Here is a 23,567-nt window from a genome sequence, read left to right on the forward strand (position 1 = left end):
AGCACAGTGAACGAGTTCGGGTGCCCGGTCGACGATCGGCCGGGGAACGTGACCGGATCGGCGACCGTCGTCGATTCGCACTCCTAACGATCTTCCGTACACTCTGCGGGTATGCGCCTCCGAGTGATCGTGGTAGCACTGGCCATCGTCGCCGCACTGGCGACTTCGCTTGCGGCACCGGCGCGCGCCGCCCCGGAACCGCGAGCCGCGGCCGGCGATCTCGGCAGTTCCGAGCTCTTCTCCCGGGAGAGCCTGTTCCTGTGGCAGAGTCCGCCGACCCGCTACATCGTGGTGCTCGGCGCCAAGATGGGGACGTTCGGGCAGACCCCGGACATCCTGTCGGCACGGCTCGACACCGCGGCACAACTGGCACGATCGCACCCGTTCAACCGGATGATCGTGTCCGGCGGCAACACCTGGTGGCTGCCGGTCTCCGAGGCCCAGTTCATGAACCTCGGACTGATCAAGCGTCGGGTTCCGGTGTGGCAGATGGTCAACGAGGGCCGATCCACCAGCACCGTGCAGAACGCGAGCTACACCGTCGGGATGATCAAGGCGATGGGGGCGACCGGTGCCCTGATCGTCACCAACGGATTCCACATGCCGCGGGCGCTGAAGGACTTCCGGGACGCCGCCGCGAAACAGGGTGCGCGCCTGACCTTTCAGCCCGCCTACGCCTGACCACCGAGACGACGACGAAGGGCGTCCACTCCGCGGAGTGGACGCCCTTCGTCGTGTGAGAGGGAATGCAGTGGTGCGTCAGGAATGCAGAGGAGATCAGCGCAGCAGGGCGCGGCTCATCACCACGCGCTGGATCTGGTTGGTGCCCTCGTAGATCTGGGTGATCTTGGCGTCGCGCATCATGCGCTCCACCGGGAAGTCGCGGGTGTAGCCGGCGCCGCCGAACAGCTGCACGGCATCGGTGGTGACCTCCATGGCGACGTCGGAGGCGAAGCACTTCGACGCCGAGCTGATGAAGCCCAGGTTCTTCTCGCCACGCTCGGCGCGGGCGGCCGAGGTGTAGACCATCAGGCGCGCGGCCTCGACCTTCATCGCCATGTCGGCGATCATGAACTCGACACCCTGGAAGCTCGCGATCGGCTTGCCGAACTGCTTGCGGTCCTTGACGTAGGCGATCGCCTGGTCGAGGGCGCCCTGCGCGATACCGACGGCCTGCGCGCCGATGGTCGGGCGGGTGTGGTCGAGGGTCTGCAGCGCGGTCTTGAAGCCGGTGCCCTCGTCGCCGATGATGCGGTCGAGCGGGATGGTGCAATCCTCGAAGTACAGCTCGGCGGTGGGCGAACCCTTGATGCCGAGCTTCTTCTCCAGCGGGCCGACGGTGAAGCCCGGGTCGTCCTTGTGGACCATGAACGCGGAGATGCCGTTGGCCTTCTTCTCCGGGTCGGTCACGGCCATCACGGTGTACCAGGTCGACTTGCCGCCGTTGGTGATCCAGCACTTGGAGCCGTTGAGGACCCAGTTGTTGCCGTCCTTGCGGGCGCGGGTCTTCATGCCCGCGGCGTCCGAACCGGCCTCGCGCTCGCTCAGCGCGTAGGAGGCCATCGCCTCACCGGAGGCGATCGACGGCAGCACCTGGGCCTTGAGCTCGTCGGAGCCGTTGAGGATCAGACCCATGGTGCCGAGCTTGTTGACGGCGGGGATCAGCGACGAGGAGGCACACACGCGGGCGACCTCTTCGATGACGATGCACGCGGCGACCGAGTCGGCACCCTGGCCGTCGTACTGCTCGGGGACGTGGATCGCGTTGAAGCCACTGGCGACGAGGGCGTCGAGCGCTTCCTGCGGGAAACGGGCCTCTTCGTCGACCGCGGCCGCATACGGCTCGATCTCCTTCTCGGCGAGCGCCCGGATGGCCTCACGCAGTGCGACATGCTCCTCGGGCAACTGGAACACAGTGAAATCGGGATTACCAAAACCCATGACAACTCCTCACGACAGTCTCCGGGCACTCAGTGCCACAAGAGTGGCTCGTTACCAGTTCAGCATGGCACGCAGTGCCATGTCAATCGACGTCCCCATCCATTGTCCCTGCTCCGGGCCGATCGCACCCCGATGTTGACGCACCCAGATGCCGCCGGACCGCCTCGGCCACATCGTCCGCACCGGCACCCAGCGGATATGTGACGACGGTGATTGCCTGCGGCGCCGTACCGATCACCTGGGGCGAGGACGACTCCCAGCTCCCGGCACCGAGTGCCAGCCGGATGCGCGTGAGCTCGGTCCGCAACCGCGCGAGCGTGGCATCGGCCTCGCCCCGGATCATGGCGCGCAGGAGATAGTTGTGTGCAGCGGTGACCGCGGCGGCGAAGCCGATCAGCCGCACCGGACTCTCACCGGGCAGCCGGGCCCGCAGGTAGTCCTCGAACAACCGCTGATAGCGGGTGGTGGTGACCAGTTCCCGCTCCCGTAGCGCGGACACCTTCTGCACCACATGCAACCGGCGGACCGCCAGGTCACGGGTCGTGTGGAAGTGGACGAACACGATCTCGGCCGCATCGCACACCGTCGACCACGGATCGGCGCCGCCGTCGCCGTCGTCGTCGCCCGCCAACCGCTCGGCGACCTGCGCGAGCAGCGCCTCGTGGTCGCCGAAGATCATGTCCTCCTTGGACCGGAACTGCCGGAACAGGGTGCGTCGTGACACCCCGGCGGCCGCGGCGATCTGGTCGACGGTGGTCGACTCGTAGCCGTTCTCGCTGAACAGCCGGATCGACGCCGCGACCACCTGCGTGCGCAGGTCTGGGGGATCGGCCATGTCACTCGGTGCCATGGTCACCAGTATCGACCCGACCTGCGCCCGCAGACATCCGGTCCCGGCAGTCACTCCGGGAGACTATGCCGACCCCTCGGCGGCGTCCTTGCGGAGCTCGAACTTGAGCACCTTTCCGGTGGAGGTGCGCGGCAGGTCGTCGGCGAAGACGATGTCGCGCGGAACCTTGTAGCCCGCCAACAACTTCCGCGCGTAGTCGACGAGTTCGTCGGTGGTCAGGGTGGCACCCGGGTTCAGCAGGACGTAGGCGCGGGGACGCTCGCCCCACTTTTCGTCGGGCACGCCGATCACCGCGACGTCGAGCACGGCGTCGTGGCTGACGAGCGCCTGCTCCACCTCGATCGTGGAGATGTTCTCGCCGCCGGAGATGATGATGTCCTTGGCGCGGTCGCGCAGCTGGATGTAGCCGTCGGGGTGCATGACGCCGAGGTCACCGGTGTGGAACCAGCCGCCCGCGAACGCTTCTCGCGTGGCGTCGGGATCCTTGAAGTAGCCGGCCATCACGTTGTTGCCGCGCAACACGATCTCGCCCATGGTCTCGCCGTCGGCGGGGACGTCGACCAGCGGCAGCTTGCCCTGCACGACCACGCGCGCGTCCTCGGCCTGCACCATGCCCACGCCCTGCCGGGACAGCTTGGCGGCACGCTCGGCGGGCTCGAGGTCGTCCCAGGCGTCCTGGTACTCGCAGATCGTGTACGGACCGTAGACCTCGGTGAGGCCGTAGACGTGCACCACGGTGACACCGAGTGCCTCGAGCTGACCGATCACCGTCGGCGACGGTGGGGCCCCGGCGGTGGTGATCCGCAGCTGCCGGTCCAGCCGGTGTGCCAGCGGCGAACCGGCGATGGTGGTGCACACGGTCGGGGCGCCGCACATGTGGGTCACACCGAGGTTGTCGATCGCATCCCAGATCGCGTCGGCGCGCACCGCACGCAGACACAGATGGGTGGCCGATGCGTGGGTGACCGCCCACGGCGTGCACCAGCCGTTGCAGTGGAACATGGGCAGCGTCCACAGGTAGCGGCTGTGACCGGTGAACCCGTTGTGAAAGGTCTCACCGAACGAATTCAGGTACGCCCCGCGGTGGGTGTACATGACGCCCTTGGGTTTTCCAGTGGTGCCCGAGGTGTAGTTGATCGTGATGACGGTGTTCTCGTCGTCGACCGTCCACGGGATGGGCGTGGGGTCGAGGTCGTCGGCGAGGGCGACGAAGTCGGGGTAGGCGACCAGACCGGTGATCCCGGACGCCTCGACGGCACCCTGGGTGGGCCCGAACTCGGGGTCGGTGATCTCCACGGTGGTGGCCATCTCGGGGACCTGATCGGCGATCGAGGCGACGGTGTGGCGGAACTCGGCGTCGAAGAACAGCGTGGTGACACCGGCGTGGTTGAGGATGTACACCAGTTCCGGGCCGGCCAGACGCGAGTTGAGGGCGACCAGCACACCGCCGGCCAGCGGCACGGCGTAGTGGGCGACCAGCATCTCCGGGATGTTCGGCGCCAGGTAGGCGATCCGCTCACCGGGGGTGATGCGGCTCTTGAGGACGCGCGCGAGACGCTGCACCTCGTCGGCGAGCTCGGCATAGGTGGCGGTGCGCTGCCCGTAGATCACCGCCGCACGGTCGGGGAACACCGACGCCGACCGCTCCAGGAACCGCAGCGGCGTCATCTCCGAACGGTTGGAACCGCCGCAGTCGATGCGGCCGAACTCGGCGTCGAGTTCGGTGGACGGGACGCCGGTGGCGTCGGAAGCCGAGACAGACATCGTCTCCTCCGGGGGTAGTGATCGGTGCCGGTGAGACCGGCTACGTTTGGACTCCTCCCACGGTATGAATCACACTGGGCGATGCACCACCCCCGAAATGGGGTGGTCGTGACATCCGGTGCGGACCGGTTCGGTGTGGAGGTGATCGCAGATGCCCGACAATCCGCTGCTCCGGCCCGACGACGCCGACACCGTGCGTGCCGAGCTGTGCGAGGCCCAGCGGTCCACCGGGCTGCCGGTGCTGTTCGGCGGCGTGGTCGACGGCCCCGACCTGCTGCTCAGCGGATTCGTCGGAACCCGCAGCACCGTCCTGCGCGACCTCGTGATCAGCTCGCGCTGCGGACTCGGCGGCCGCACCATCGTCGAGCGTCGCGCCGGCTCGATCCCCGACTACTTCAACTCCACCGAGATCACCCACGACTACGACCGTGAGGTGTCCGGCGAGGGCATCGAATCGCTGCTCGCCGCACCCGCGGTGGTGGGCGGGCGCACCCGCGCGGTGCTCTACGGCGGACTGCGCTCACCGGCCCCGATCGGTGACACCGTGGTCACCCGGATGGTGGTGGCCGCTCGCCGGCTGGCCCGCGAGATCGAGGTCCGCGACGAGGTGGACCGCCGCGTGGCACACCTCGACCGGACGCGCACCGAGACCGCTCCCATGCCCACCTCGGTGGCCGACGGCATCATCGAGAGCTATGTGGCCCTGCGGGAGATCGCGGCGTCGACCACCGATCCGGCACTCGCCGAACAGTTGCGCGGGGTGGAGGAACGCCTGCGGGGGCTCGGCGCGGTGACAACCGCACCGAACGCCGCCCGGCTCTCGGGGCGCGAGAACGACGTCCTGGCCCACCTCGCACTGGGCTGCAGCAACGCCGAGGTCGCCGAACGCCTGGCGCTGCGGCCGGAGACCGTCAAGGGCTACGTCAAGAACCTGATGGCCAAACTCGGCGTACACAACCGCCACGAGGCCGTGGTGGAGGCCCGACGGCAGGGCCTGTTGCCCTGACCGGCGCCGAAACGCCCGCGCTCGTGCCAACCGCGCCGAACGCCCCCATCCCGACATCGGCGATCCGTACGGTGGATCCCGTGTCCACTCCCGAGAAGACCACCACTCCCGAGAAGACCACCACCGGCGCGCCGGCCGGGCCCGACGAGACCCCGGGCGCCGGGGATCTGCTCGTCGCCGGACTGCGGCGCACCCTCGACGGTCGCTGGCATGCCGTCCGCGACACCGTGCGGGAGCAGATCGACCGCCCCGACCTGCTCCCCGATCCGTCCCGGACGCTCGCGCAGGCGCGGGCCCGATCCCTCGAGGAGATGCAGGCCCTCGCCGAACGTGGTTTCGCGGCAGCCGGATTCGGCGCCGACCACGGTGGCACCGGTGACATCGGCGCATCGATCACCGCGATCGAGATGCTCGGCTACGCCGATCTGTCGCTGATGGTGAAGGCCGGCGTGCAGTGGGGACTGTTCGGCGGCGCCGTCGAGAACCTCGGCACCGCACGCCATCACGAACGCTACGTCGCCGACATCATCGACCTCGACCTGCTCGGCTGCTTCGCCATGACCGAGACCGGTCACGGGTCGAACGTCCAGGAACTCGAGACCACCGCCACCTACGACGCCGACACGCGCGAGTTCGTCATCGACTCACCGACACCGTCGGCACGCAAGGACTACATCGGCGGGGCCGCCGAACATGCCACCATGGCCGCGGTGTTCGCCCAGCTGATCACCGCGGCTCCGGGTGCCGAGCCGGAAGGCCACGGCGTGCACTGCTTCGTCGTGCCGATCCGCGACGCCGACGGCAACGACCTGCCCGGGGTCACCACCGGCGACTGCGGATACAAGGGCGGCCTGGCCGGGGTGGACAACGGCCGGATCAGCTTCGACCATGTGCGCATCCCGGCGGAGAACCTGCTCAACCGGTACGGCGACGTGGAGGCCGACGGCACCTATCGCTCACCGATCGACAACGTCAACAAGCGTTTCTTCACGATGCTCGGCACCCTGATCCGGGGCCGGGTGTCGGTGGGGGCGACCGCCGGTGCGGCCGCACGCAAGGCCCTGACCCTGGCCACCCGGTACGGGTTGGTCCGCCGGCAGTTCGACGCCCCCGACACCGACGACGAGATCCTGATCCTCGACTACCTCGGACATCAGCGAAAACTGTTGCCGCTGATCGCGAAATCGTATGCGATCGCCTGTGCGCAGAACGAGCTCACCGCCGAACTCCACGAAGTCCAGTCGTCCACCGACACCGGCGACGAACACTCCACCCGACAACGTGAACTCGAAAGCGCCGCAGCCGGTCTGAAGGCCTACTCGACCTGGCACGCATCGCATTCGATCAATGTGGCCCGCGAAGCATGCGGTGGCGCCGGATATCTCGACGAGAACCAGCTGTCGATCCTGCGCGGCGACATCGACGTGTTCACCACGTTCGAGGGTGACAACACCGTCCTGACGCAGCTGGTCGCCAAGGAGTTGCTGTCGGCGTACGCCGACGACGTCCGCGGACTCTCGGCCGGCGGCTGGGTGCGATTCGTCGCGGGAATGGCGCGCGATGTGGTCGCCGAGAAGACCGCCGTGCGGCAGGTGGTGCAGACCCTGCTCGACAGCTCCGACGAGGACACCGAGGAGTCGGCACTGACCGACCGCGCCACCCAGATCCGGTTGCTGCGCAACCGGGAGGATCACCTGGTGCGCACCTGCGCCCAACGCCTACGGCGCGCCCGCGACGACGACAACGATGCCTTCGAGGTGTTCAACAACGCCCAGGACCATCTGCTCAAGGTGGGCCGCGCGCACACCGAACGGGTGGTGCTCGAGGCCTTCGTCCAGGCGATCGACGACTGCGACTCCCGGGCCGCGGCCACCCTGCTGAGCACCGTCTGCGATCTGTTCGTCTACTCGGCCCTCGAGGACGACCTGGCGTGGTTCCTGATGCATCGGCACGTGTCGGTGGAACGGGCCAAGGCCATCCGGCGCGGGGTCAACGAGCTGTGTCTGCAGTTGCGGCCGCACGCTCGGGCCCTCGTCGACGCCTTCGGGGTCCCGGAGGGGTTGCTGTCGGCGCCGATGCTCGATCACGGCTGACGCCGGGCTCCCCCGGATCGCGCGTCACCGCGGCGGAGTCCGGTCGTCACCGGGATGGTCGTCTCCGGGATGGTCGTCTCCGGGGTGGTCGTCTCCAGGGTGGTCGTCGTCACCGCCGCGGGGGTCGTCACGGGCCCGCAGGATCAGCGGGAAGACCAGCCAGAACCCGGCGAAGGCGGTCAGCGTGACCGCCCCGGCGATCAGTGCCGGCACCGTTCCCACGGTGATGTCGAACACCAGCCCCACCGCCCCGGTCAGGGCCGCACCGAGGCACAGCAGCCCGATGTAGGCGAAGCGATGGGCCATCGTGACCAGCAGCGGTAGCCGATGACGCCGGAAGAGCACACGGTGCAGGGCCACCGGCGCGGCCAGCAGCAGCGTCGCCACCATCGCGCAGCCGATGGTGACGAGATAGACGATCCGGAAGCCGGTACCGACGTCCTCGAAACCCTCCTGGAACGGCAGGGTGAGCAGGAATCCGGTGAGGATCTGCACACCGGTCTGCACCACCCGCAGCTCCTGGAGCAGCGCCGACCAGTTGCGGTCGAGGCGCTGGGTGGTGGTCTCCTTGCGCTGGACGCGGTTCCAGTCCTCGTCGTCGGCGAACGGGTCCGAGTCGAACAGTGCGGGGGCCACCGGGAACCCTCACTCCGTGGAGCCGCGGGGCGGGAGACCCAGCCGGACGGCGAGGTGCGCCTCCGACAACTCGGTACGGAACCGGGTCACATCGCGTGCCCAGGCCTGCGCGATGGCGCCGGTGGAGAGTTCGACACCCACCCCCTTGCGGCGGCGTGGGACGCCGTGCAGTTCGCCGAGTGCCGGCGCACTCTCCCATTTCTGCGGCGCGGCCCCGTTGTTCTCGGGGTAGATACGTTCGATGTCGGCGAGCGCCACCGTCCGGGTGCCCTGCCGCAGCGTGGTCTCGGTGAGCTCGACGCTGACGTGGCGGCGGGCGGCGAACACCTGGACCACCGAGAAACCGATCACGATGAGTCCGAAGATCGTGATGACCGGCCAGTGAACCTGCCCGGGACCGCTGATCTCCATCGCCAGCACCGCGCCGATCAGGATGGGGCCGATCGCCACCACCCACCAGCTCCCGCCCGACTCGGCGAACAGGACCTCACCCGGTTCGACCGCGGTCTCGGGGATCCGAGGCGGTGCGGGGACGACCTCGTCATCGTCATCATCGGCGTCACCGGCATCGGCGTCGACACGGCCTTCGACATCGGCCGGGTCTGCGTCGGTGATGTCGGTGTCGGTGATGTCGGCGTCGGTGATGTCTGCGTCGGTGCTGTCTGCGTCGGGGGCCCCGGCCGCCCGGTCCGCCTCGTCATCGGTGGGTTCCGGGCCGCCCGAAGGCGTCGACGCACCACTCACGAAGAGCTCCGCCCCGGCTTCTTACCCCGCCCGGTAGCGCCCTTGGCGGACCGTTTGGTGCGGCGTCCGCGCTGTTGCTCGGCCACCTCGGCCGGGTCCTTGCCGGTGAACCACGCATCCGACTCCGGCCGGTAGGCCAGCAACGAACCGAACAGTCCGACGATGGCGGCCAGCAGCGCGAACGCCAGGAACATCGCCAGGAAGCTCAGGATCAACAGCATCGCCACCGACACGAGCGTCAGCGCGGCCAGGGAGGACCGCCAGCGCTCGTCGCCGGTGTAGGCCTTGGTGCCCATCAGGGCGATCGCCGCACCGACCGCCGCGACCAGCACGCCGATGCCGACCGGCGCCAGTGTCGCCCCCGACACGAACACCCCCAACAGCACGAACCCGATCCCCAGCAGGATGAGCAACGCACCCGACGTCACCCAACAGCGGTACGCCCAGACGACGAGGCTCGGTCGGCGCGCGGGATCAGGCCTGTTCACTGGATTTGCCCCCGGGGTGCTGGCGGTTCGGGTCATCGTCTCCGGCTTCATCGTCGCTGTTGGTGGCTGGCGGGTACTGCGATTCGGCGGGTGCCGACGGCATCGAAGGATACCCACCGGACGGCGGTGAGGTCGGCCGGTTGGCATCCGGAGCAGGCGGATACCGTCCCGCGTCCGGGTACTGACCCGGCGGCGGTGCGGACGGATACGGGTTCTGGGTGGGATACGGGTTCTGGGTGGGATAAGGGTTCTGGGTGGGATACGGGTTCTGCCCCGGATGCGCGGGGTATCCCGGGTACTGGCCGCCCGGGTAGACCATCGACGGAAGCGGCGGTTCCTTCGGCCGCTTGGACTCGCGCCGGAACGTCGCCATGTTCTTGCAGTACGTGTCGGACTCGCGGCGCAGGAACAGCACCACCGCGCCGAGTGCGGCGACCCCGCCGATCACGGTCGGCACCATCGCCCACGCCGGCGAGACATCGGCGAACAGCGTGAAGAACGTGGTGATCACCAGGTACATGCTGATCGCGCCGATCAGGAACCGTGCCCAGTTGTAACCGCGGCGCGTCAGCAGGATCAGGACGATGGCCACCCCGAACTGGATCAGCGCACCGACCACCAGCGAACCGATGAACAGACCCGACGACGTGATCAGGTCACGTTGCTCGGCGGTGGCGTCCTTCACCATCCCCTCGACCATGTCGAGGTACTGCGCGCGTTGCTGGTCATAGGTCGCCACGAGGGTGACGATGTGCGCCAGGATCACCACGATCCACAGTTCGGATGCGATGACGATGGATTCGGGAAGTCTCGGCCGGGAACCGTCGGGCTCGTCGGCCGAGTGCGGCCCGGAGGACTGAACCGGGTCGGGGGATGCTGACATATCCCCCAGGTTAGTCACTTCGACGCGAGCGGGTCGGCCGCCGCGACCCTGCAGGTACGACGACCGTCCCGGCTCAGCGGAGTCGGCCGGCCATCTCCGTGGCCCAGTAGGTGAGGATGATCGAGGCACCGGCACGCTTGATCGAGGTCAGCGACTCGGCGATGGCGGCATCCCGATCGATCCAGCCGCGTTCGGCGGCGGCGGTGATCATCGAGTACTCACCGCTGATCTGATAGGCCGCGACCGGCACGTCGGCGATCTCGGCGACGTCGCGCAGGATGTCGAGATAGCTCATCGCAGGCTTGACCATCACGATGTCGGCACCCTCGTCGAGATCCAGACGCACCTCCCGCAGCGACTCCACCCGGTTGGCGGAATCCTGTTGGTAGGTCCGGCGATCACCCTGCAACGACGAGCCGACGGCCTCACGGAAGGGACCGTAGAACGCCGACGCGTACTTCGCCGAGTACGCGAGGATGCCGGTGTCGGTGAATCCCTCGGCGTCGAGCGCCTCGCGGATGGCCGCGACCTGACCGTCCATCATCCCGCTCGGACCGAGCAGATGCGCACCGGACCGGGCCTGCGCCAACGACATCGAGATGTAGCGGTCCAGGGTGGCGTCGTTGTCGACGCGACCGGCGGAATCCAGCACACCGCAGTGGCCGTGGTCGGTGAACTCGTCCAGGCAGGTGTCGGCCATCAGGACGGTATCGTCACCGAAGTCCTTGCGCAGCAGACGCAATGCGCGGTTCAGCACACCGTCGGGCGCATCGGCACCCGATCCCTGGGCGTCCCTGGCGGCCGCGTCGGGCACCCCGAACAGCATGAGCCCGCCGACCCCGGCGCGGATCGCCTCCTCGGCGGCCGCACGCAGCGAGTCATCGGTGTGCTGCACGACGCCGGGCATCGACGCGATCTCACGCGGGGTGTCGATGCCGTCGGCGACGAACATCGGCAGCACCAGATCCTGTGGCGCCAGGACGGTCTCGGCCACCAGGCGACGCATCGCCGGGGTCGTCCGCAACCGCCGGGGGCGGATCACCGGGCTCATCTCGTGCACCACCCTCAGGACCGCGACCGCCGCGTCTTCTTACGCGGCGGGGGCAAGGCCCCCTCGGCGCGCAGCCGTGCGGCATGCTCGGCGAGCGCGTCGACCAGCTCGGTGACCGAGGCGTTCTCCGGCTGCACGTCCACGCGCAGTCCGAATTCCGTTGCGGTCTCGGCGGTCTTGGGACCGATGCAGGCAACGATGGTGCGCGCGTGCGGCTTTCCGGCGATACCGACCAGGTTGCGGACGGTGGAGCTGGAGGTGAAGCACACGGCGTCGAAGCCGCCGGTCTTGATCATCTCGCGGGTCTGGGCGGGCGGCGGAGCGGCCCGGACGGTGCGGTAGGCGGTCACGTCGTCGATCTCCCACCCGCGCTCACGCAGCCCCTCGGACAGGGTCTCGGTGGCGATGTCGGCGCGCGGCAACAGGATTCGGTCCACCGGATCGAAGACGTCGTCGTACGGCGGGAAGTCCTCGAGCAGCCCGAGCGAGGACTGCTCCCCCGACGGCACCAGCTCCGGGTTGATCCCGAAGGCCCGCACCTTGGCGGCGGTGGCCTCACCGACACAGGCGATCTTGACACCGGAGAAGGCCCGCGCGTCCAGACCGAACTCGGCGAACTTCTCCCAGACCGCACGCACCGAGTTGGTGGAGGTGAACACCACCCACTGGTAGCGGCCGTCGACCAGACCCTTGACCGCCCGCTCCATCTGGGCGGGGCTGCGCGGCGGCTCGACCGCGATGGTCGGGACCTCCTTCGGGATGGCACCGTGGCTGACCAGACGGTCGCTCATGTCGGCGGCCTGGTCCTTGGTGCGCGGCACCAGCACGGTCCAGCCGTACAGCGCGCGCGACTCCCACCAGGAGAGCTTGCCGCGCTGGGTCACGACCTGGCCGATCGTGAGGATCAGCGGACCGGTCAGCGCATTGCCCTGCTCGTTGAGCGTGGCGAGGGTGGCCTCGATGGTGCGCTGGGCGCAGGTGGTGCCGTTGATCGTGATCGCGACCGGCGTCTGCGGGGCCAGCCCGTGCTCGGTCAGCGCACTCGCGGTCTCGGCAAGGTGACCCGACGTCGCGTGCAGCACCAGCGGGCCGGGAGCGGCGGCCAGGGCCGCCCAGTCCACACCCTCGGCGCGGACATCGGCCTCGGTGTGCCGCGAACCGAGCGGCATGCCGGCGTAGCTGGGCACCACCGATGCGGCGGGCAGCCCGGGTAGCACCTCGAAGGTCACCGAGGTCCGGGCCACGGCGTTGACCTCGGCGAGCACCGAGTCGGTGGTCAGCGGATCGCCCGAGACCACGCGGACCACGTCGTCGCCGGCCTTGGCGGCCGCCACGAGGGTCTTGGCGACCTCGCTCGGGTCACCCAGCGCCGGACGGACGATCTGGTCCTCGGGCTCCTCGGCGGACTTCTCCGCGCTCTTGGTGTCGGCAGCCTTGGCGTCCGGGGCCTTGGCATCGCCGGTCGTGGCGTCCGCCCCGGTCGACGAGGTGGCGTCGCCGGTCGTGGTGGCGTCGGCTTTCGCCTGATCCTTGGCGGCCTGGTCCTTCTTGGCCTTGGCCGTCGATCGGCGCTGGTCGTCGGCGGGTTGTTCGCGGTGGTCGGCACCGATCATCGCGACCACGGTGGCCGGGACGTCGGGATCGACGTAGGCGGTGGTCGCGGAGGTGATGACGCTCCGCGCCCGCACGGTCAGCAGGTCTGGGTCCCCGGGTCCGGATCCCACGAACAGAATCCGTCCCGGATTGGCCTTCTTCGTCGTACGGCTCATGCGTTCGCACTCTCCTGCCCCCACATGCGGAGGGCTGCAGTTCCTTGCCGGAACTAGGGAGTGTCGACGAGTTCGCCCGCTCCCAGTTCCAGCAGTTCGGCCGCGAGTTCCCTACCCAGCTGATCGGCGCGTTCGACCGGACCCACCACCGAGGCGCGGATCACATCGGATCCGTCCTCGGCCGCCACTACCGCACGAAGCGACAGTTCGGCGATGATGTGCCCGTCGTCGTCGAGCGACTCGACCACCTCGGCGATCGCTCCGACCGGAGCAGTACAACCGGCCTCGAGGGTCGCGAGTACTGCGCGTTCGGCGTCGACCGATGCTCGGGTGGACGCGTCGTCCAACTCGGCGAGGGTTCTCACCAGTTCGGCATCGTCGGAGCGGCACTCCACGGCCAACGCGCCCTGTGCCGGTGCCGGCAACAGGACCACCGGATCGAACGCCTCGGTGACCACATCGGCCCTTCCGATTCGTACGAGCCCGGCTCGTGCGACGATGACTGCATCGAGTTCACCATCTGCGACTTTGCCCAACCGAGAATCAAGGTTGCCTCTTAGGGGGCGGATTTCCAAACCGAGACCCAATGCTCTAAGCTGCGCCGCCCGTCGCGGGGCCGAGGTCCCGATCACCGAGCCCGGCGGAAGCTCTCCGAGGACCTTGCCATCCCTGCTGACCAGGGCATCTCGGGGATCCTCACGCAGCGGGACGGCAGCGATCACCAGCCCCGGATCGGGTGCGGTGGGCAGATCCTTGTAGGAGTGCACGGCGACGTCGATCTGGCCGGAGTGCAGCGCATCGCGGATCGCCTTGGTGAACACCCCGATGCCGATCTCGGCGACCGGTGCGGCGGAGTCGTCCCCGGCGGTCCGGATGATCACCGGCTCGGCCGGATGTCCGGCGGCGATGATCGCATCGACGATGGTCTGCGTCTGGGTGCGGGCCAGCAACGACCCTCGGGTGCCGACGCGAATGACGTCCCGGTCAGTGGGCTTGGTCACCGTTCTCCCTGTTCGGTGGGATCCCGGTCGGCGCCGGAGACACCGCGGCGGCCCTCGGGAGCCGACACCGCCTCCACCGATCCGGGCTTGAGTTCGAACAACTCGCGCAGTGCCTCGGCGTAGTGGTCGCCGTTCGGCGTGGCGGCGAGCTGTTTGACGCGCACCGTCGGTGCGTGCAGCAGCTTGTCGACGACGCGGCGGACGGCCTTGGCGACCTCGTCACGCTGCGGGTCGTCGAGTCCGGGCAGCTTGGCCTCCAGGCGCAGGATCTCGGCCTCGACGACGTCGGCGGCGCGCTGACGCAGCGCGGCGACGGTCGGGGTGACCTCGGCCTGGCGCTGTGCGGTCAGGTAGTCGGCCAGCTCGCCGGCAACGATCGAACGGGCGGCCAGGGTGTCGTCCTCGGCGGCCTTGGCGCCGGCGTCACCGCGCAGGCCGGCGATGTCCACCACGTGCACACCGGGCAGGCGTGCCGCGGCCGGGTCGACGTTGCGGGGCAGGCCCAGGTCGCAGATCACGAGGGGCTTGCCGGCGTCGGCGGTGCGGCCGCGGGCGGCCAGTGCCGAGTGCACGTCACCGACCCCGATCACCGAGCCGACCGAACCGGTACACGCGACGACGACATCGGCGTCGGCCATCGCGGCGGGCAGGTCGTCGAATCCGACGCCCGCCACCTCGATGCCGTGGTTGGCCGCGATGTTGCCGGCGAGATGCTCGGCGTTGGCGACGGTGCGGTTGACCACGGTCATCCGCGCAACGCCCTCACGGGCCAGGTGTGCGGTGGCCAGGCCACCCATCGCCCCGGCACCGACGACGACCGCCGAACGCGCCCTGGCCGCCCCGGAGCCGGCCAGGAGCACCTGGGCGCGGTGCAGGGCCACCGACACCACCGAGGCGCCCGCACGATCGATACCGGTCTCGCTGTGCACCCGTTTGCCGACGCGCAGCGCCTGCTGGGCGAGCTCGTGCAGGACGGTGCCCGCACTGTGGTTGGAGTCGGCGTCGAGGTAGGCGTTGCGGATCTGGCCGAGGATCTGCTGTTCGCCGACGACCAGGGAGTCGAGTCCGGCGGCGACGGTGAACAGATGCTCGACCGCGGCCTCGGAATACCGCACGTAGGCGTGCGGGGTGAGCTCGTTGACGGTGAGGCCGGAGTGGTCACCGATGACCGTGCCGACCGCCTCGAGCGCGGGGTGGAAGGCGTCGACGACCGCGTAGATCTCGATCCGGTTGCAGGTCGAGACCAGCATCGCCTCGGAGATCGCCTGCGACGACAACAGGTCGTCGATCAGCTTCGGGCGGTCGTACTCGGAGACCGAGATCCGCTCGAGCACCTCCACGGGCGCACTCCGATGCGAGACACCGAACAACAAAACACTCACGTCGTCACCGTTTTCTTCACCTACCGGTCCACCACTGCACGCAGCTCACCTGCGTTGCGGGACCCCATCGGGACACGCGACGCCTGAAATGCCAATACCTGTAGCTCCAAGGCTAGATCAACCTGCCGAACGACGACATCGGAGTCCGTGGACAAGGTGATCTGCGTGACGTTCAGCAACTGCCGCACCCCCACCGCCGCGAAGGCGTCGGCGACGGCCTGTGCCTGCTCGTCGGGGGTCGCCACCACGCCGATCTCGATCGGTCCCACCTCCGGATCCGTGCAGACCTTCTCGATGTCGGTCAGCGGGACCACCGCGGGCGCCTGCGGGGCCAGCTCCCGACCGATGACCGCCGGATCGTCGTCGAACAGCGCCACCACCCGGAACCCGCGGCCCAGACCGGTGTGGTCGAGCAGGGCCCGGCCGAGTCGTCCGGCACCGGCGAGGGCGACCGTCTGGTCGTTGTCGGTGTGCAGCGCGATGGAGATCCGGGCCGTGAGCTTGCCCACGTCGTAGCCGACGCCGCGGACGCCGTTCGCCCCGACGTAGGACAGGTCCTTGCGGAGGATCGCCGGGTTGACGCCGGCCGCCGTGGCGAGCTGGCGGCTGGAGGCCAGCACCACGCCGCGCTGGGAAAATGCACGCAGGACGTGCAGATAGGTGGCCAGCCGGGCCACCGACGGCTGCGGGATGGCACCCGTCGTCGAGTTGACGCTCATTCCCGCACACCCACTTTCACCGTTCCGCGCGGCCGGGGAAGGCCACCGGGCCCCTGGTTGCGGATCAGCGTATACCGGTGCACAATGCCCGTCGCGTCCACCCCGACCTGTCCGTCCGATCAGGTCTCAGCGGGCGGCGCGGGCGGCCAGATCGGCACGCAGTCGCGGCTCGTCGACCTCCCAGTAGCTGTGCTCCTCGCCGTCGAGCAACACCACCGGCAGCCGGTCGCCGAACTCGGCACGCAGTTCCCGATCACCGGCGGCCGCCGCGGCGTCGACGTCGACGGTCTCGAAATCGGTGCCCAGTTCGGTACAGATCCGACGCAGATCGGCGGCGGCGGTCCGGCAGGCCGCACAGCCGTCGCGGCTCAGCAGGGTGATCGACATGGGCGTTCTCCCGTTCGGTGTTGGTTGCTCGCCAGAACAGTCTGACACCCCGGCTAGGCTGTACTCGTCGAGCCCCAACAGCCCGTCGACGGGCCGTCATGGAGGTGTGAACTGTGGGTGTGACCGCTGATGGTGACGCGAATCCGGGAGACGTCCGGCCGGATTCGGACGTGGCTGCGGAGAACATGTCCGGTGAGGCCGTGACCGGCGACGCCGGACCGACCGAGACCGGAACCGAGCCCTCCGGTGAGGACTGGGAGGCGCACGCCGAACAGGTCGACGGCGGGGCGGTGTCCGATGATGATGACGACGCCGACGGCCCCGCCGAGGACGACGAGAGCAGCCGCGTCACCGCCTGGATCGCCGAGCGTGCCAGCGCCGCGGGCGGCCGGTTCCGGCAGACCGCACAGGAGCTGCGTCAGACCCTTGCCGGTGAGGCCAGCGCCCGTGCCGCGGTGGCGGCGCTGCGGGCCGGGCCACCGGTCGTCGAAGATCCCGACGCACCCCGCGACCTGACCGCGGCGGCCTTCTTCGACGTCGACAACACCTTGGTCCAGGGCGCGTCGATCGTGCACTTCGCCCGCGGCCTCGCCGCCCGCAAGTACTTCTCGTACTCCGATGTGCTCGACTTCGCGTGGACCCAGGCGAAGTTCCGGATCACCGGCAAGGAGAACGCCGACGACGTCGCCGAGGGCCGGGAGAAGGCACTGAGCTTCATCGCCGGGCGGCCGACGTCGGAGCTGGCCGAACTCGGCGAGGAGATCTACGACGAGTACATCGCCGACAAGATCTGGCCGGGCACGCGGGCACTGGCGCAACGCCACCTCGACGCCGGGCAACAGGTGTGGCTGGTGACCGCGACCCCGGTGGAACTCGCACAGACGATCGCCGACCGGCTCGGGCTGACCGGTGCGCTGGGAACGGTCGCCGAGAGCAAGGACGGGGTGTTCACCGGACGTCTCGTCGGCGACATCCTGCACGGACCGGGTAAGGCACATGCGGTGCGCGCGTTGGCAATTCGCGAGGGACTGAACCTCAAGCGGTGCACCGCCTACTCCGACTCCCACAACGACGTGCCGATGCTCTCGCTGGTGGGTACCGCGGTGGCGATCAATCCCGACGCCGACCTGCGCGATGTGGCCAAGGTGCGTGGCTGGGAGATGTACGACTTCCGCACCGCCCGCAAGGCCGCCAAGTACGGTGTCGGCGGCGCACTGGTGGTGGGTGCGGCCGGTGGCGGTGCCGCCGCGGCGGTGCGGCTGATCCGGGGGCGCTGAGCTCCCAGTACGCACCGCCGGCGCGGCCCGCGCCGACCGGCGCGGCTACAGGGTCGTGACCGTCGAGGTGGGGTCGATCAGCACCTTGGCGTGGTGTTCGGCCGAGCCGAGCGCCTCGAAGGCGTTCGCCACGCCGTCCAGGCCGACCGTGGCGGTGATCAGCGGTGTCACGTCCACCTTGCCGTCGGCGATCAGCTGCAGGGTGTCGTGGAACTCCGCCGGGTCGTAGCCGAAGACGAACCGCAGATCGAGCTCCTTGTTGATGCCCACGACCGGTCGGATGCGGTCGGCACCCATACAGACCCCCACCACCACGATCCGCGACCGCAGCGGTGCGCCGGACATCACGTGGTCGAGCATGCCGGGTACGCCGACGCATTCGAAGACCACCGGTCCCGTCGGGGTGGCCCCGAGCCGGTCGGCCAGATGGAACATCGACGCCCACGGCACCAGCGGGATCCGGCGCAGCGTGCGCATGCCGTCGAAGGCCGCCCCGAACAGTTGCTCGGCGGTGGCGACGTACTTGCCGTTCGCCACGACGACGTCCCACGGCGACTCGACGGTGGGATCGACGACGACGTCGGCGCCGACCCGGCGGGCCAGGTCGCGGCGCCCGGCCGACAGGTCGGAGGCGACGACGGTCCGCACACCGGTCGCCTTCAGGATCGAGATGACGGCCAGACCGATTGGGCCGCAACCGATCACCACGGCAACATCACGGCGCCCCACCTCCCCGCGGCGCACCGCGTGGTAGGCCACCGCCATCGGCTCGGTGAGTGCGGCGGAGTCCAGGGACACCCCGTCGGGTACCGCGATCGTCATGTCCTCGCTGGTCACGACGAAATCGGCGTAGGCGCCGGGGGCGAGTCGGGACAGTCCGGTCAGCTGCGGGCCGTGCTCACCGCGAACCATCGGCAGCGCCACCACCGCGGTACCCGGCGCCCACTCCTTGCGGCACCCGGGCCCGTAGGAGACCACCTCGCCGACGAACTCGTGTCCCATGACCACCGACTGCTCGGCGCGCATGAAATCGGCGTAGCCGACCTCCGCGGCCGCGTCGGCGGTGTCGTCGCTGTGGGTGCGCGCATGCAGGTCGGACCCGCAGATCCCCGCGCGCCGCACACGCAGCACCATCTCGCCCTTGCCGGGTTGCGGTGCGTCGAGTTCCTCGACGCTCAGCTCCCCCTGGTGACAGACCACTGCCCGCATCCGATTCCTCCCATGCATCGTCGCACCGTGTGGTGACGAGATTAGCGCCCCGCCGGAGCACAGGGCCGAAAGCGAAGGGATCAACCGAAACGATCAACCCGATCCGAACCCAGACGGTTCAGCCGAAATAGACGCTGCCGCGGCGACTGAGCATCCGGAAGAGCGTCTGCTGGATTTCCTCGCGGACGTGGTCGGTCAGATCGAAGACCACCATCGGGTCGTCGGCGGAGGACTCGTCATATCCCCCGGTCTCGATCGGACGACCAAAGTGGATGTGCCACTTGGACGGCAACGGAACGAGTCCGAGCGGACCGAGCCACGGAAATGTCGGCGTGATCGGAATGTAGGGCATTCCGAGAATGCGCGCCAACGGTTTGAGATCGCTGATCATCGGATAGATTTCCTCCGATCCGACGATCGACACCGGAATGATCGGGGCCGCATTCCGCAAGGCGGTGGTGACGAATCCACCACGGCCGAACCGCTGCAACTTGTAGCGATCCTTGTACAGTTTGCCGATCCCCTTGTAGCCCTCCGGCCACACCGCGGTCAGCTCGCCCTGACGCAGCAGCCGGTCGGCGTCCTGGTTGCACGCGAGCGTCGCACCGATCCGGCGTGCCACCTCACCGACGCCCGGAGAGTCGAATGCCATGTCGGCGGCGAGGATTCGCAGGTACCTGCCAGTCGGATGGTTGTCGCGCACGGCCAGTGAGGTCATGATCGCGTCCACCGGGATGGAACCGGCGTGATTGGCGACGAGCAGCGCACCGCCCTCGCGGGGCAGATTCTCCACCCCCGACACCTCGACCCGGAACCACTTCTCGTAGATCTGCCGGATCGCCGGGAACCACACCGAATCGGTGAAGTGCGGGTCGAATCCGAAGTCGTCCACCTCGTAGTCACCGGTCATCCGCTCACGGATGAAACCCGCTGTGGCGGTGAGGGTGTCGGCAACCGCTCCGCGAACCCCGCCGAAACTGAACAGCGGCGAGGAACGGACCGGCCGATGTTCTGCGCCCAGCGTCTCGTCGACGACGACCTCGTCACTGATCGGTGTCACCGATGCCGGCGTGATCCCGAATCCGTCGGTGTTGGGATGTCCGGCCGGCTCAGCCTGCCGGGACGCGCGAGAGACCCCGTGCTGACTGGGATGTCTCCCCTTGCCGGCGTCGACGCCACCCGCAGGACGACGGACGTCAGGGCTTGCATAGAGTTGGATGACCTTGGCGGTGCGTGTCTCAGGGATGGGTCCACCCACTACCTCGTCACCCCCACAGTGATCTCGGTTACCGAATCCGGTCTCAGGTGATGTGTGCAATCGCTCCGGACCGGTATGGCACCCAATAGTACGGCCCCGAGCGGACGTCTGCACAGGGGAGTCCGCAAACGTCCGACATGACCGACTCTCATCTCAGCTGCAATGCCGCCGACACGATCCGCTTCTCGAGGCCCCGCCAGGCGCCGGGCTCGATCACCGGGGTCACCCCGCTGCGCGAGATGAAGTCGTCGAGGGTCTCCATCGTCGTGTACCGCGGCGCGAAGCCGAACTCGGTCCGCATCCGAGAGGTGTCGAGGACCCGACCGTAGGTGAGGAAATCGGTCTGCGAACTCCGCAGTTTGGCCGATCGCAGATCCTGCAGCACGCCGGTGATCGGCGCGAGCAGCTGACTGGGCACCGGGAGTTCGAGATGACCGATCCGCCGGATCGCCTGGGTGAGGGTGACGACGCCGTCGGCGGCGACGTTGAACGTGCCGACCTTGCCGGCCAGCGTGGCGTGCTCCATCGCGGCGAGGGCGTCCTCCTCGTGCAGGAACTGCAGCCGCGGCTGGAAACCGATCACGGTGGGCACCACGGGCAAGGAGAGATACGACCCCATCCGGGTGTTGATCCGCGGTCCGAGAATCGCCTGCGGGCGCACGATAGTGACGTCGATGTCCTGGCGCCGGCGACCCAGCCCGCGGACATATCCCTCGGCGTCGAGCAGATCACGGCCGTACCCGCGGGTCGGCTCGCGTTTGGCCGGGATCTCCTCGGAGAAATGCGAGGGATCGCCGGAACTGGCGCCGTAGACCATGGCCGTCGACCGCAGCACGATGCGTTTGACCGAGGGACTGCGCTGCGCTGCGGCGCACACCTGCATCGCACCGAGCAGGTTGAACTCCTTGATCGCCGTCGAATGCGGCGCGGTGTCCATGATCGAGGTGGCGGCGTGCACGACGGTGTCGACGTTGCAGTTCGCGATGGCCTTGGCGATCGCGGGACGTCGGATGTCGATCCGCAGGAACTCCGCACGCCCCATCCGGCGCATCAGGTCCTTGCGGGGCACACGGGAGTCGACCGCGATCACCCGTGCGATGTCGGGGTTGTTCGCGAGCCGCGCCACCAGATAGCCGCCGAGGAACGTCGATGCCCCGGTGACGAGCACCGTCCGGGGCCGGTGTTCGGACGCGTCTGCCATGGGGACCAGGCTAGGGCATCCGGACCGGTGGCGAGCGGTGCACGGTCACGGCCCGGGCTCGAGTACCCGGTCGGCGGGACCGGGCGGCAGGGAAACGGGCCCAGGGAACGCGAAAGGGCGCCCATCCGAGGTGGAGGCGCCCTGAACACGGACTCGTGGGTGAACCGGACCCGGCGGGGCCGGGACGGCTCAGAACCCGAGTCGGCTCACTTACCGAGCTTGCGACGCTGCACCCGGGTGCGACGGAGCAGCTTGCGGTGCTTCTTCTTCGACATGCGCTTGCGGCGCTTCTTGATCACTGAGCCCATCGGGGTGCTTCCTCACTTCAATGCAATGTTCTGTGACCGGCAGGTCGTGACCACGCGTGCAAGTCGCGTTCACCGGTACGCAACCGTCAACACTACCGGCCGCCCCCGCACGAACAGAAATCAACCCCCGTAAAACCGGGAATCGTCCCCCATCACGACGACGGCACGGCCGGATCACCCCCGGCACAACCATGTGCCGGACGAGATCCGGCCGTGCCGGACGAGGGGTACGCACCCCGACGCGAACCGTCCCGGAGGACTAGCCGGCGTCGAAGTACGAGGTCTCGAGGTAGTCGTGCACCGCCTTGGCGTGGACGCGGAACGACCGGCCCACTCGGACGGCGGGCAGTTCGCCGCTGTGCACGAGACGGTAGACCGTCATCTTGGACACACGCATCAGCGAGGCGACCTCGGCGACGGTGAGGAACTGCGAGCCGGACGCCGTGCTGCTCACCGCGGCCGGCCTATCTCCTGGGGTCTCTGCAGGTGCCATGAAATTCTCATACCTCCGGAGCACGTGTCGCGGCCGCCGGCTTCCCCTCCGGCGGACATCAGACACGCACGTGCTTGGAGAAGCTTAGCGTGGCTGGTGTGAAAAAAGCGACGGGAGTGGCCAAGATTTGGGCGATTTGACGACTCTGACCACAACATACTGTGGTCGTCTGGATCTTGACCACTATTTGTGGGATTCGCCCGAAAGTGCCTCGAGGACCCTAACCCTCAAGGTCCACTCGACGTCCAGCCCGTGCGGAGACGTCGGCGGCGGCCTGGGTACCGGCATAGAAGGCGCCCCGGAACCCATGCGATTCGAGCTCACGGACGGCCGCTGCGGTGGTACCGCCCGGTGAGGTGACCGCGGCCCGCAGATCCACCGGCGACAGGCCGGAATCGCTGAGCAGGATGCCCGCACCGCGGATGGTCTGAACGGCCATCTCGGTGGCCTGCGCGCGGGTCAGGCCCAGTGAGACACCCGAATCGATCAGGGCCTCGGCCATCAGGAAGACATAGGCCGGTCCCGAACCGGACACGGCGGTGACCGCATCCATCTGCTTCTCCGGCACCACCGCGACGCGGCCGACCGACTCCAGCAGACGGGTGACCGCAGCGAGCTGTCCCTCGTCGACGTGGCGCCCCGCCGACACCGCGGACATGGCCTCGTTGACCAGCATCGGGGTGTTCGGCATGACCCGGATGACCGGTGATCCGGCCTGCAGCAGCTTCTCGCAGCGGGCCAGCGTGACGCCGGCGGCCAGGGACACGGTGACGCGCTCGGTGTCGGCGGTGTCGTCGGCGGTGGCCAGCTTGCGCAGCACCGGCTCGACGTCGTCGGGCTTGACCGCCAGGAACACGAACTGCGCGGACTCGGCCGCGACGACCACGTCGTCGGTGACCAGCACCCCGTATTCGTCGGCGATCTCGGCGGCCCGCGCCGGAACCCGCTCGACGACGACGAGGTCCTTGGTGGGTTTGCCCGATCCGATGAGTCCGGCGAGGAGTGCCTCACCGATCTTGCCGCCCCCGACGATGGCGATGCGTTCGGTCACGAGTGAACAGCCTTTCTGCTAAACGATGGTCTGCCTTGCACGGGCAAGGGTCCGGC

General features: G+C 68.7%; 23 protein-coding genes. 4 read left to right on the forward strand and 19 right to left on the reverse strand.

What is annotated here, in order from left to right; all coding sequences use genetic code 11:
* Positions 1-111: 111 nt before the first annotated feature.
* Complete coding sequence (locus tag GD1_RS03095) at positions 112-681, forward strand: YdcF family protein (protein WP_059035575.1); 570 nt, start codon at positions 112-114, stop codon at positions 679-681.
* A gap of 96 nt (positions 682-777) precedes the next feature.
* Here GD1_RS03095 and GD1_RS03100 read toward each other — a convergent pair whose 3' ends face one another.
* From GD1_RS03100 to GD1_RS03110, 3 genes are all read right to left on the reverse strand, one after another.
* Positions 778-1,941 carry an acyl-CoA dehydrogenase gene (locus GD1_RS03100; RefSeq protein WP_020792231.1) on the reverse strand — a complete coding sequence of 388 codons (1,164 nt, stop codon included), beginning with the start codon at positions 1,939-1,941 and terminating at the stop codon, positions 778-780.
* An 82-nt stretch (positions 1,942-2,023) separates the two neighbouring features.
* Positions 2,024-2,791, reverse strand: a complete 768-nt coding sequence (locus GD1_RS03105; RefSeq protein WP_059035663.1) for a TetR/AcrR family transcriptional regulator — start codon at positions 2,789-2,791, stop codon at positions 2,024-2,026.
* A 63-nt stretch (positions 2,792-2,854) separates the two neighbouring features.
* On the reverse strand, positions 2,855-4,555 hold the full coding sequence (locus GD1_RS03110; RefSeq protein ID WP_059035577.1) for an AMP-binding protein: 1,701 nt from the start codon (positions 4,553-4,555) through the stop codon (positions 2,855-2,857).
* A gap of 151 nt (positions 4,556-4,706) precedes the next feature.
* On the opposite strand from GD1_RS03110, the gene GD1_RS03115 reads away from it, so the two are divergent.
* Both GD1_RS03115 and GD1_RS03120 read left to right on the forward strand, forming a co-directional pair.
* Entirely contained in the window at positions 4,707-5,561 is an 855-nt protein-coding gene (locus tag GD1_RS03115; RefSeq protein ID WP_059035579.1) for a helix-turn-helix transcriptional regulator, read from the forward strand.
* Positions 5,562-5,641: 80 nt separating this feature from the next.
* Positions 5,642-7,654: an acyl-CoA dehydrogenase family protein gene (locus tag GD1_RS03120; RefSeq protein WP_174519000.1), complete on the forward strand. Its 2,013-nt coding sequence runs from the start codon at positions 5,642-5,644 to the stop codon at positions 7,652-7,654.
* 24 nt (positions 7,655-7,678) lie between these two features.
* On the opposite strand, the gene GD1_RS03125 is transcribed toward GD1_RS03120, so the two are convergent.
* The 10 genes from GD1_RS03125 to GD1_RS03170 form a co-directional block, all read right to left on the reverse strand.
* The gene (locus GD1_RS03125; RefSeq protein WP_307190333.1) at positions 7,679-8,290 is read right to left on the reverse strand and encodes a DUF6328 family protein; all 612 of its coding nucleotides are present in this window, start codon (positions 8,288-8,290) and stop codon (positions 7,679-7,681) included.
* A gap of 9 nt (positions 8,291-8,299) precedes the next feature.
* A complete protein-coding gene (mce1N, locus tag GD1_RS03130) occupies positions 8,300-9,034 on the reverse strand; it encodes a transport-regulating membrane protein Mce1N (protein WP_059035583.1) in 735 nt (244 codons plus the stop codon).
* Positions 9,031-9,462 carry a hypothetical protein gene (locus GD1_RS03135; RefSeq protein WP_373855225.1) on the reverse strand — a complete coding sequence of 144 codons (432 nt, stop codon included), beginning with the start codon at positions 9,460-9,462 and terminating at the stop codon, positions 9,031-9,033. The genes mce1N and GD1_RS03135 overlap by 4 nt, the downstream gene beginning before the upstream one ends.
* A gap of 46 nt (positions 9,463-9,508) precedes the next feature.
* Positions 9,509-10,405 carry a hypothetical protein gene (locus GD1_RS03140; protein ID WP_059035586.1) on the reverse strand — a complete coding sequence of 299 codons (897 nt, stop codon included), beginning with the start codon at positions 10,403-10,405 and terminating at the stop codon, positions 9,509-9,511.
* 73 nt (positions 10,406-10,478) lie between these two features.
* On the reverse strand, positions 10,479-11,456 hold the full coding sequence (hemB, locus tag GD1_RS03145) for a porphobilinogen synthase (RefSeq protein ID WP_059035665.1): 978 nt from the start codon (positions 11,454-11,456) through the stop codon (positions 10,479-10,481).
* 14 nt (positions 11,457-11,470) lie between these two features.
* On the reverse strand, positions 11,471-13,225 hold the full coding sequence (locus GD1_RS03150) for a bifunctional uroporphyrinogen-III C-methyltransferase/uroporphyrinogen-III synthase (protein WP_059035589.1): 1,755 nt from the start codon (positions 13,223-13,225) through the stop codon (positions 11,471-11,473).
* 53 nt (positions 13,226-13,278) lie between these two features.
* The gene (gene hemC, locus GD1_RS03155) at positions 13,279-14,226 is read right to left on the reverse strand and encodes a hydroxymethylbilane synthase (protein ID WP_059035591.1); all 948 of its coding nucleotides are present in this window, start codon (positions 14,224-14,226) and stop codon (positions 13,279-13,281) included.
* A complete protein-coding gene (locus tag GD1_RS03160) occupies positions 14,223-15,608 on the reverse strand; it encodes a glutamyl-tRNA reductase (protein ID WP_059035593.1) in 1,386 nt (461 codons plus the stop codon). Before GD1_RS03160 ends, hemC begins: the two co-directional genes overlap by 4 nt.
* Before the next feature lie 20 nt (positions 15,609-15,628).
* Positions 15,629-16,327, reverse strand: coding sequence for a redox-sensing transcriptional repressor Rex (locus GD1_RS03165; RefSeq protein ID WP_059035595.1), 699 nt, complete (start codon positions 16,325-16,327; stop codon positions 15,629-15,631).
* A gap of 126 nt (positions 16,328-16,453) precedes the next feature.
* Positions 16,454-16,714, reverse strand: a complete 261-nt coding sequence (locus GD1_RS03170; protein WP_020793268.1) for a glutaredoxin family protein — start codon at positions 16,712-16,714, stop codon at positions 16,454-16,456.
* A gap of 185 nt (positions 16,715-16,899) precedes the next feature.
* Between GD1_RS03170 and GD1_RS03175 the strand changes: the two genes are divergently transcribed.
* Positions 16,900-17,991 (forward strand): HAD family hydrolase, encoded by a 1,092-nt coding sequence (locus GD1_RS03175; protein WP_202926932.1) that lies wholly within the window; start codon positions 16,900-16,902, stop codon positions 17,989-17,991.
* Between the two features lie 45 nt (positions 17,992-18,036).
* Here GD1_RS03175 and GD1_RS03180 read toward each other — a convergent pair whose 3' ends face one another.
* From GD1_RS03180 to proC, 6 genes are all read right to left on the reverse strand, one after another.
* Positions 18,037-19,200, reverse strand: a complete 1,164-nt coding sequence (locus GD1_RS03180) for a zinc-binding dehydrogenase (protein WP_059035601.1) — start codon at positions 19,198-19,200, stop codon at positions 18,037-18,039.
* A gap of 118 nt (positions 19,201-19,318) precedes the next feature.
* The gene (locus GD1_RS03185; RefSeq protein WP_053776999.1) at positions 19,319-20,458 is read right to left on the reverse strand and encodes a lysophospholipid acyltransferase family protein; all 1,140 of its coding nucleotides are present in this window, start codon (positions 20,456-20,458) and stop codon (positions 19,319-19,321) included.
* A 148-nt stretch (positions 20,459-20,606) separates the two neighbouring features.
* A complete protein-coding gene (locus GD1_RS03190) occupies positions 20,607-21,659 on the reverse strand; it encodes an NAD-dependent epimerase/dehydratase family protein (protein ID WP_059035603.1) in 1,053 nt (350 codons plus the stop codon).
* 206 nt (positions 21,660-21,865) lie between these two features.
* Positions 21,866-21,967: a 30S ribosomal protein bS22 gene (locus GD1_RS24130; RefSeq protein ID WP_003402602.1), complete on the reverse strand. Its 102-nt coding sequence runs from the start codon at positions 21,965-21,967 to the stop codon at positions 21,866-21,868.
* 259 nt (positions 21,968-22,226) lie between these two features.
* Entirely contained in the window at positions 22,227-22,460 is a 234-nt protein-coding gene (locus tag GD1_RS03195; RefSeq protein ID WP_053776997.1) for a helix-turn-helix domain-containing protein, read from the reverse strand.
* Positions 22,461-22,680: 220 nt separating this feature from the next.
* Positions 22,681-23,511, reverse strand: a complete 831-nt coding sequence (gene proC, locus GD1_RS03200) for a pyrroline-5-carboxylate reductase (RefSeq protein ID WP_020789781.1) — start codon at positions 23,509-23,511, stop codon at positions 22,681-22,683.
* Between the last annotated feature and the right edge of the window lie 56 nt (positions 23,512-23,567).

Source organism: Gordonia desulfuricans NBRC 100010, from assembly GCF_001485495.1.
In the GTDB taxonomy this organism is placed as follows: Bacteria; Actinomycetota; Actinomycetes; order Mycobacteriales; family Mycobacteriaceae; genus Gordonia; species Gordonia desulfuricans.

Bases quoted from the DNA above. Each gene is read 5' to 3' on its own strand.
- GD1_RS03095 (WP_059035575.1), top strand. From the start codon at position 112: ATGCGCCTCCGAGTGATCGTGGTAGCACTGGCCATCGTCGCCGCACTG.
- GD1_RS03100 (WP_020792231.1), bottom strand. From the start codon at position 1,941: ATGGGTTTTGGTAATCCCGATTTCACTGTGTTCCAGTTGCCCGAGGAG.
- GD1_RS03105 (WP_059035663.1), bottom strand. From the start codon at position 2,791: ATGGCACCGAGTGACATGGCCGATCCCCCAGACCTGCGCACGCAGGTG.
- GD1_RS03110 (WP_059035577.1), bottom strand. From the start codon at position 4,555: ATGTCTGTCTCGGCTTCCGACGCCACCGGCGTCCCGTCCACCGAACTC.
- GD1_RS03115 (WP_059035579.1), top strand. From the start codon at position 4,707: ATGCCCGACAATCCGCTGCTCCGGCCCGACGACGCCGACACCGTGCGT.
- GD1_RS03140 (WP_059035586.1), bottom strand. From the start codon at position 10,405: ATGTCAGCATCCCCCGACCCGGTTCAGTCCTCCGGGCCGCACTCGGCC.
- hemB (WP_059035665.1), bottom strand. From the start codon at position 11,456: ATGAGCCCGGTGATCCGCCCCCGGCGGTTGCGGACGACCCCGGCGATG.
- GD1_RS03150 (WP_059035589.1), bottom strand. From the start codon at position 13,225: ATGAGCCGTACGACGAAGAAGGCCAATCCGGGACGGATTCTGTTCGTG.
- GD1_RS03165 (WP_059035595.1), bottom strand. From the start codon at position 16,327: ATGAGCGTCAACTCGACGACGGGTGCCATCCCGCAGCCGTCGGTGGCC.
- GD1_RS03170 (WP_020793268.1), bottom strand. From the start codon at position 16,714: ATGTCGATCACCCTGCTGAGCCGCGACGGCTGTGCGGCCTGCCGGACC.
- GD1_RS03175 (WP_202926932.1), top strand. From the start codon at position 16,900: ATGTCCGGTGAGGCCGTGACCGGCGACGCCGGACCGACCGAGACCGGA.
- GD1_RS03180 (WP_059035601.1), bottom strand. From the start codon at position 19,200: ATGCGGGCAGTGGTCTGTCACCAGGGGGAGCTGAGCGTCGAGGAACTC.
- GD1_RS03190 (WP_059035603.1), bottom strand. From the start codon at position 21,659: ATGGCAGACGCGTCCGAACACCGGCCCCGGACGGTGCTCGTCACCGGG.
- GD1_RS24130 (WP_003402602.1), bottom strand. From the start codon at position 21,967: ATGGGCTCAGTGATCAAGAAGCGCCGCAAGCGCATGTCGAAGAAGAAG.
- GD1_RS03195 (WP_053776997.1), bottom strand. From the start codon at position 22,460: ATGGCACCTGCAGAGACCCCAGGAGATAGGCCGGCCGCGGTGAGCAGC.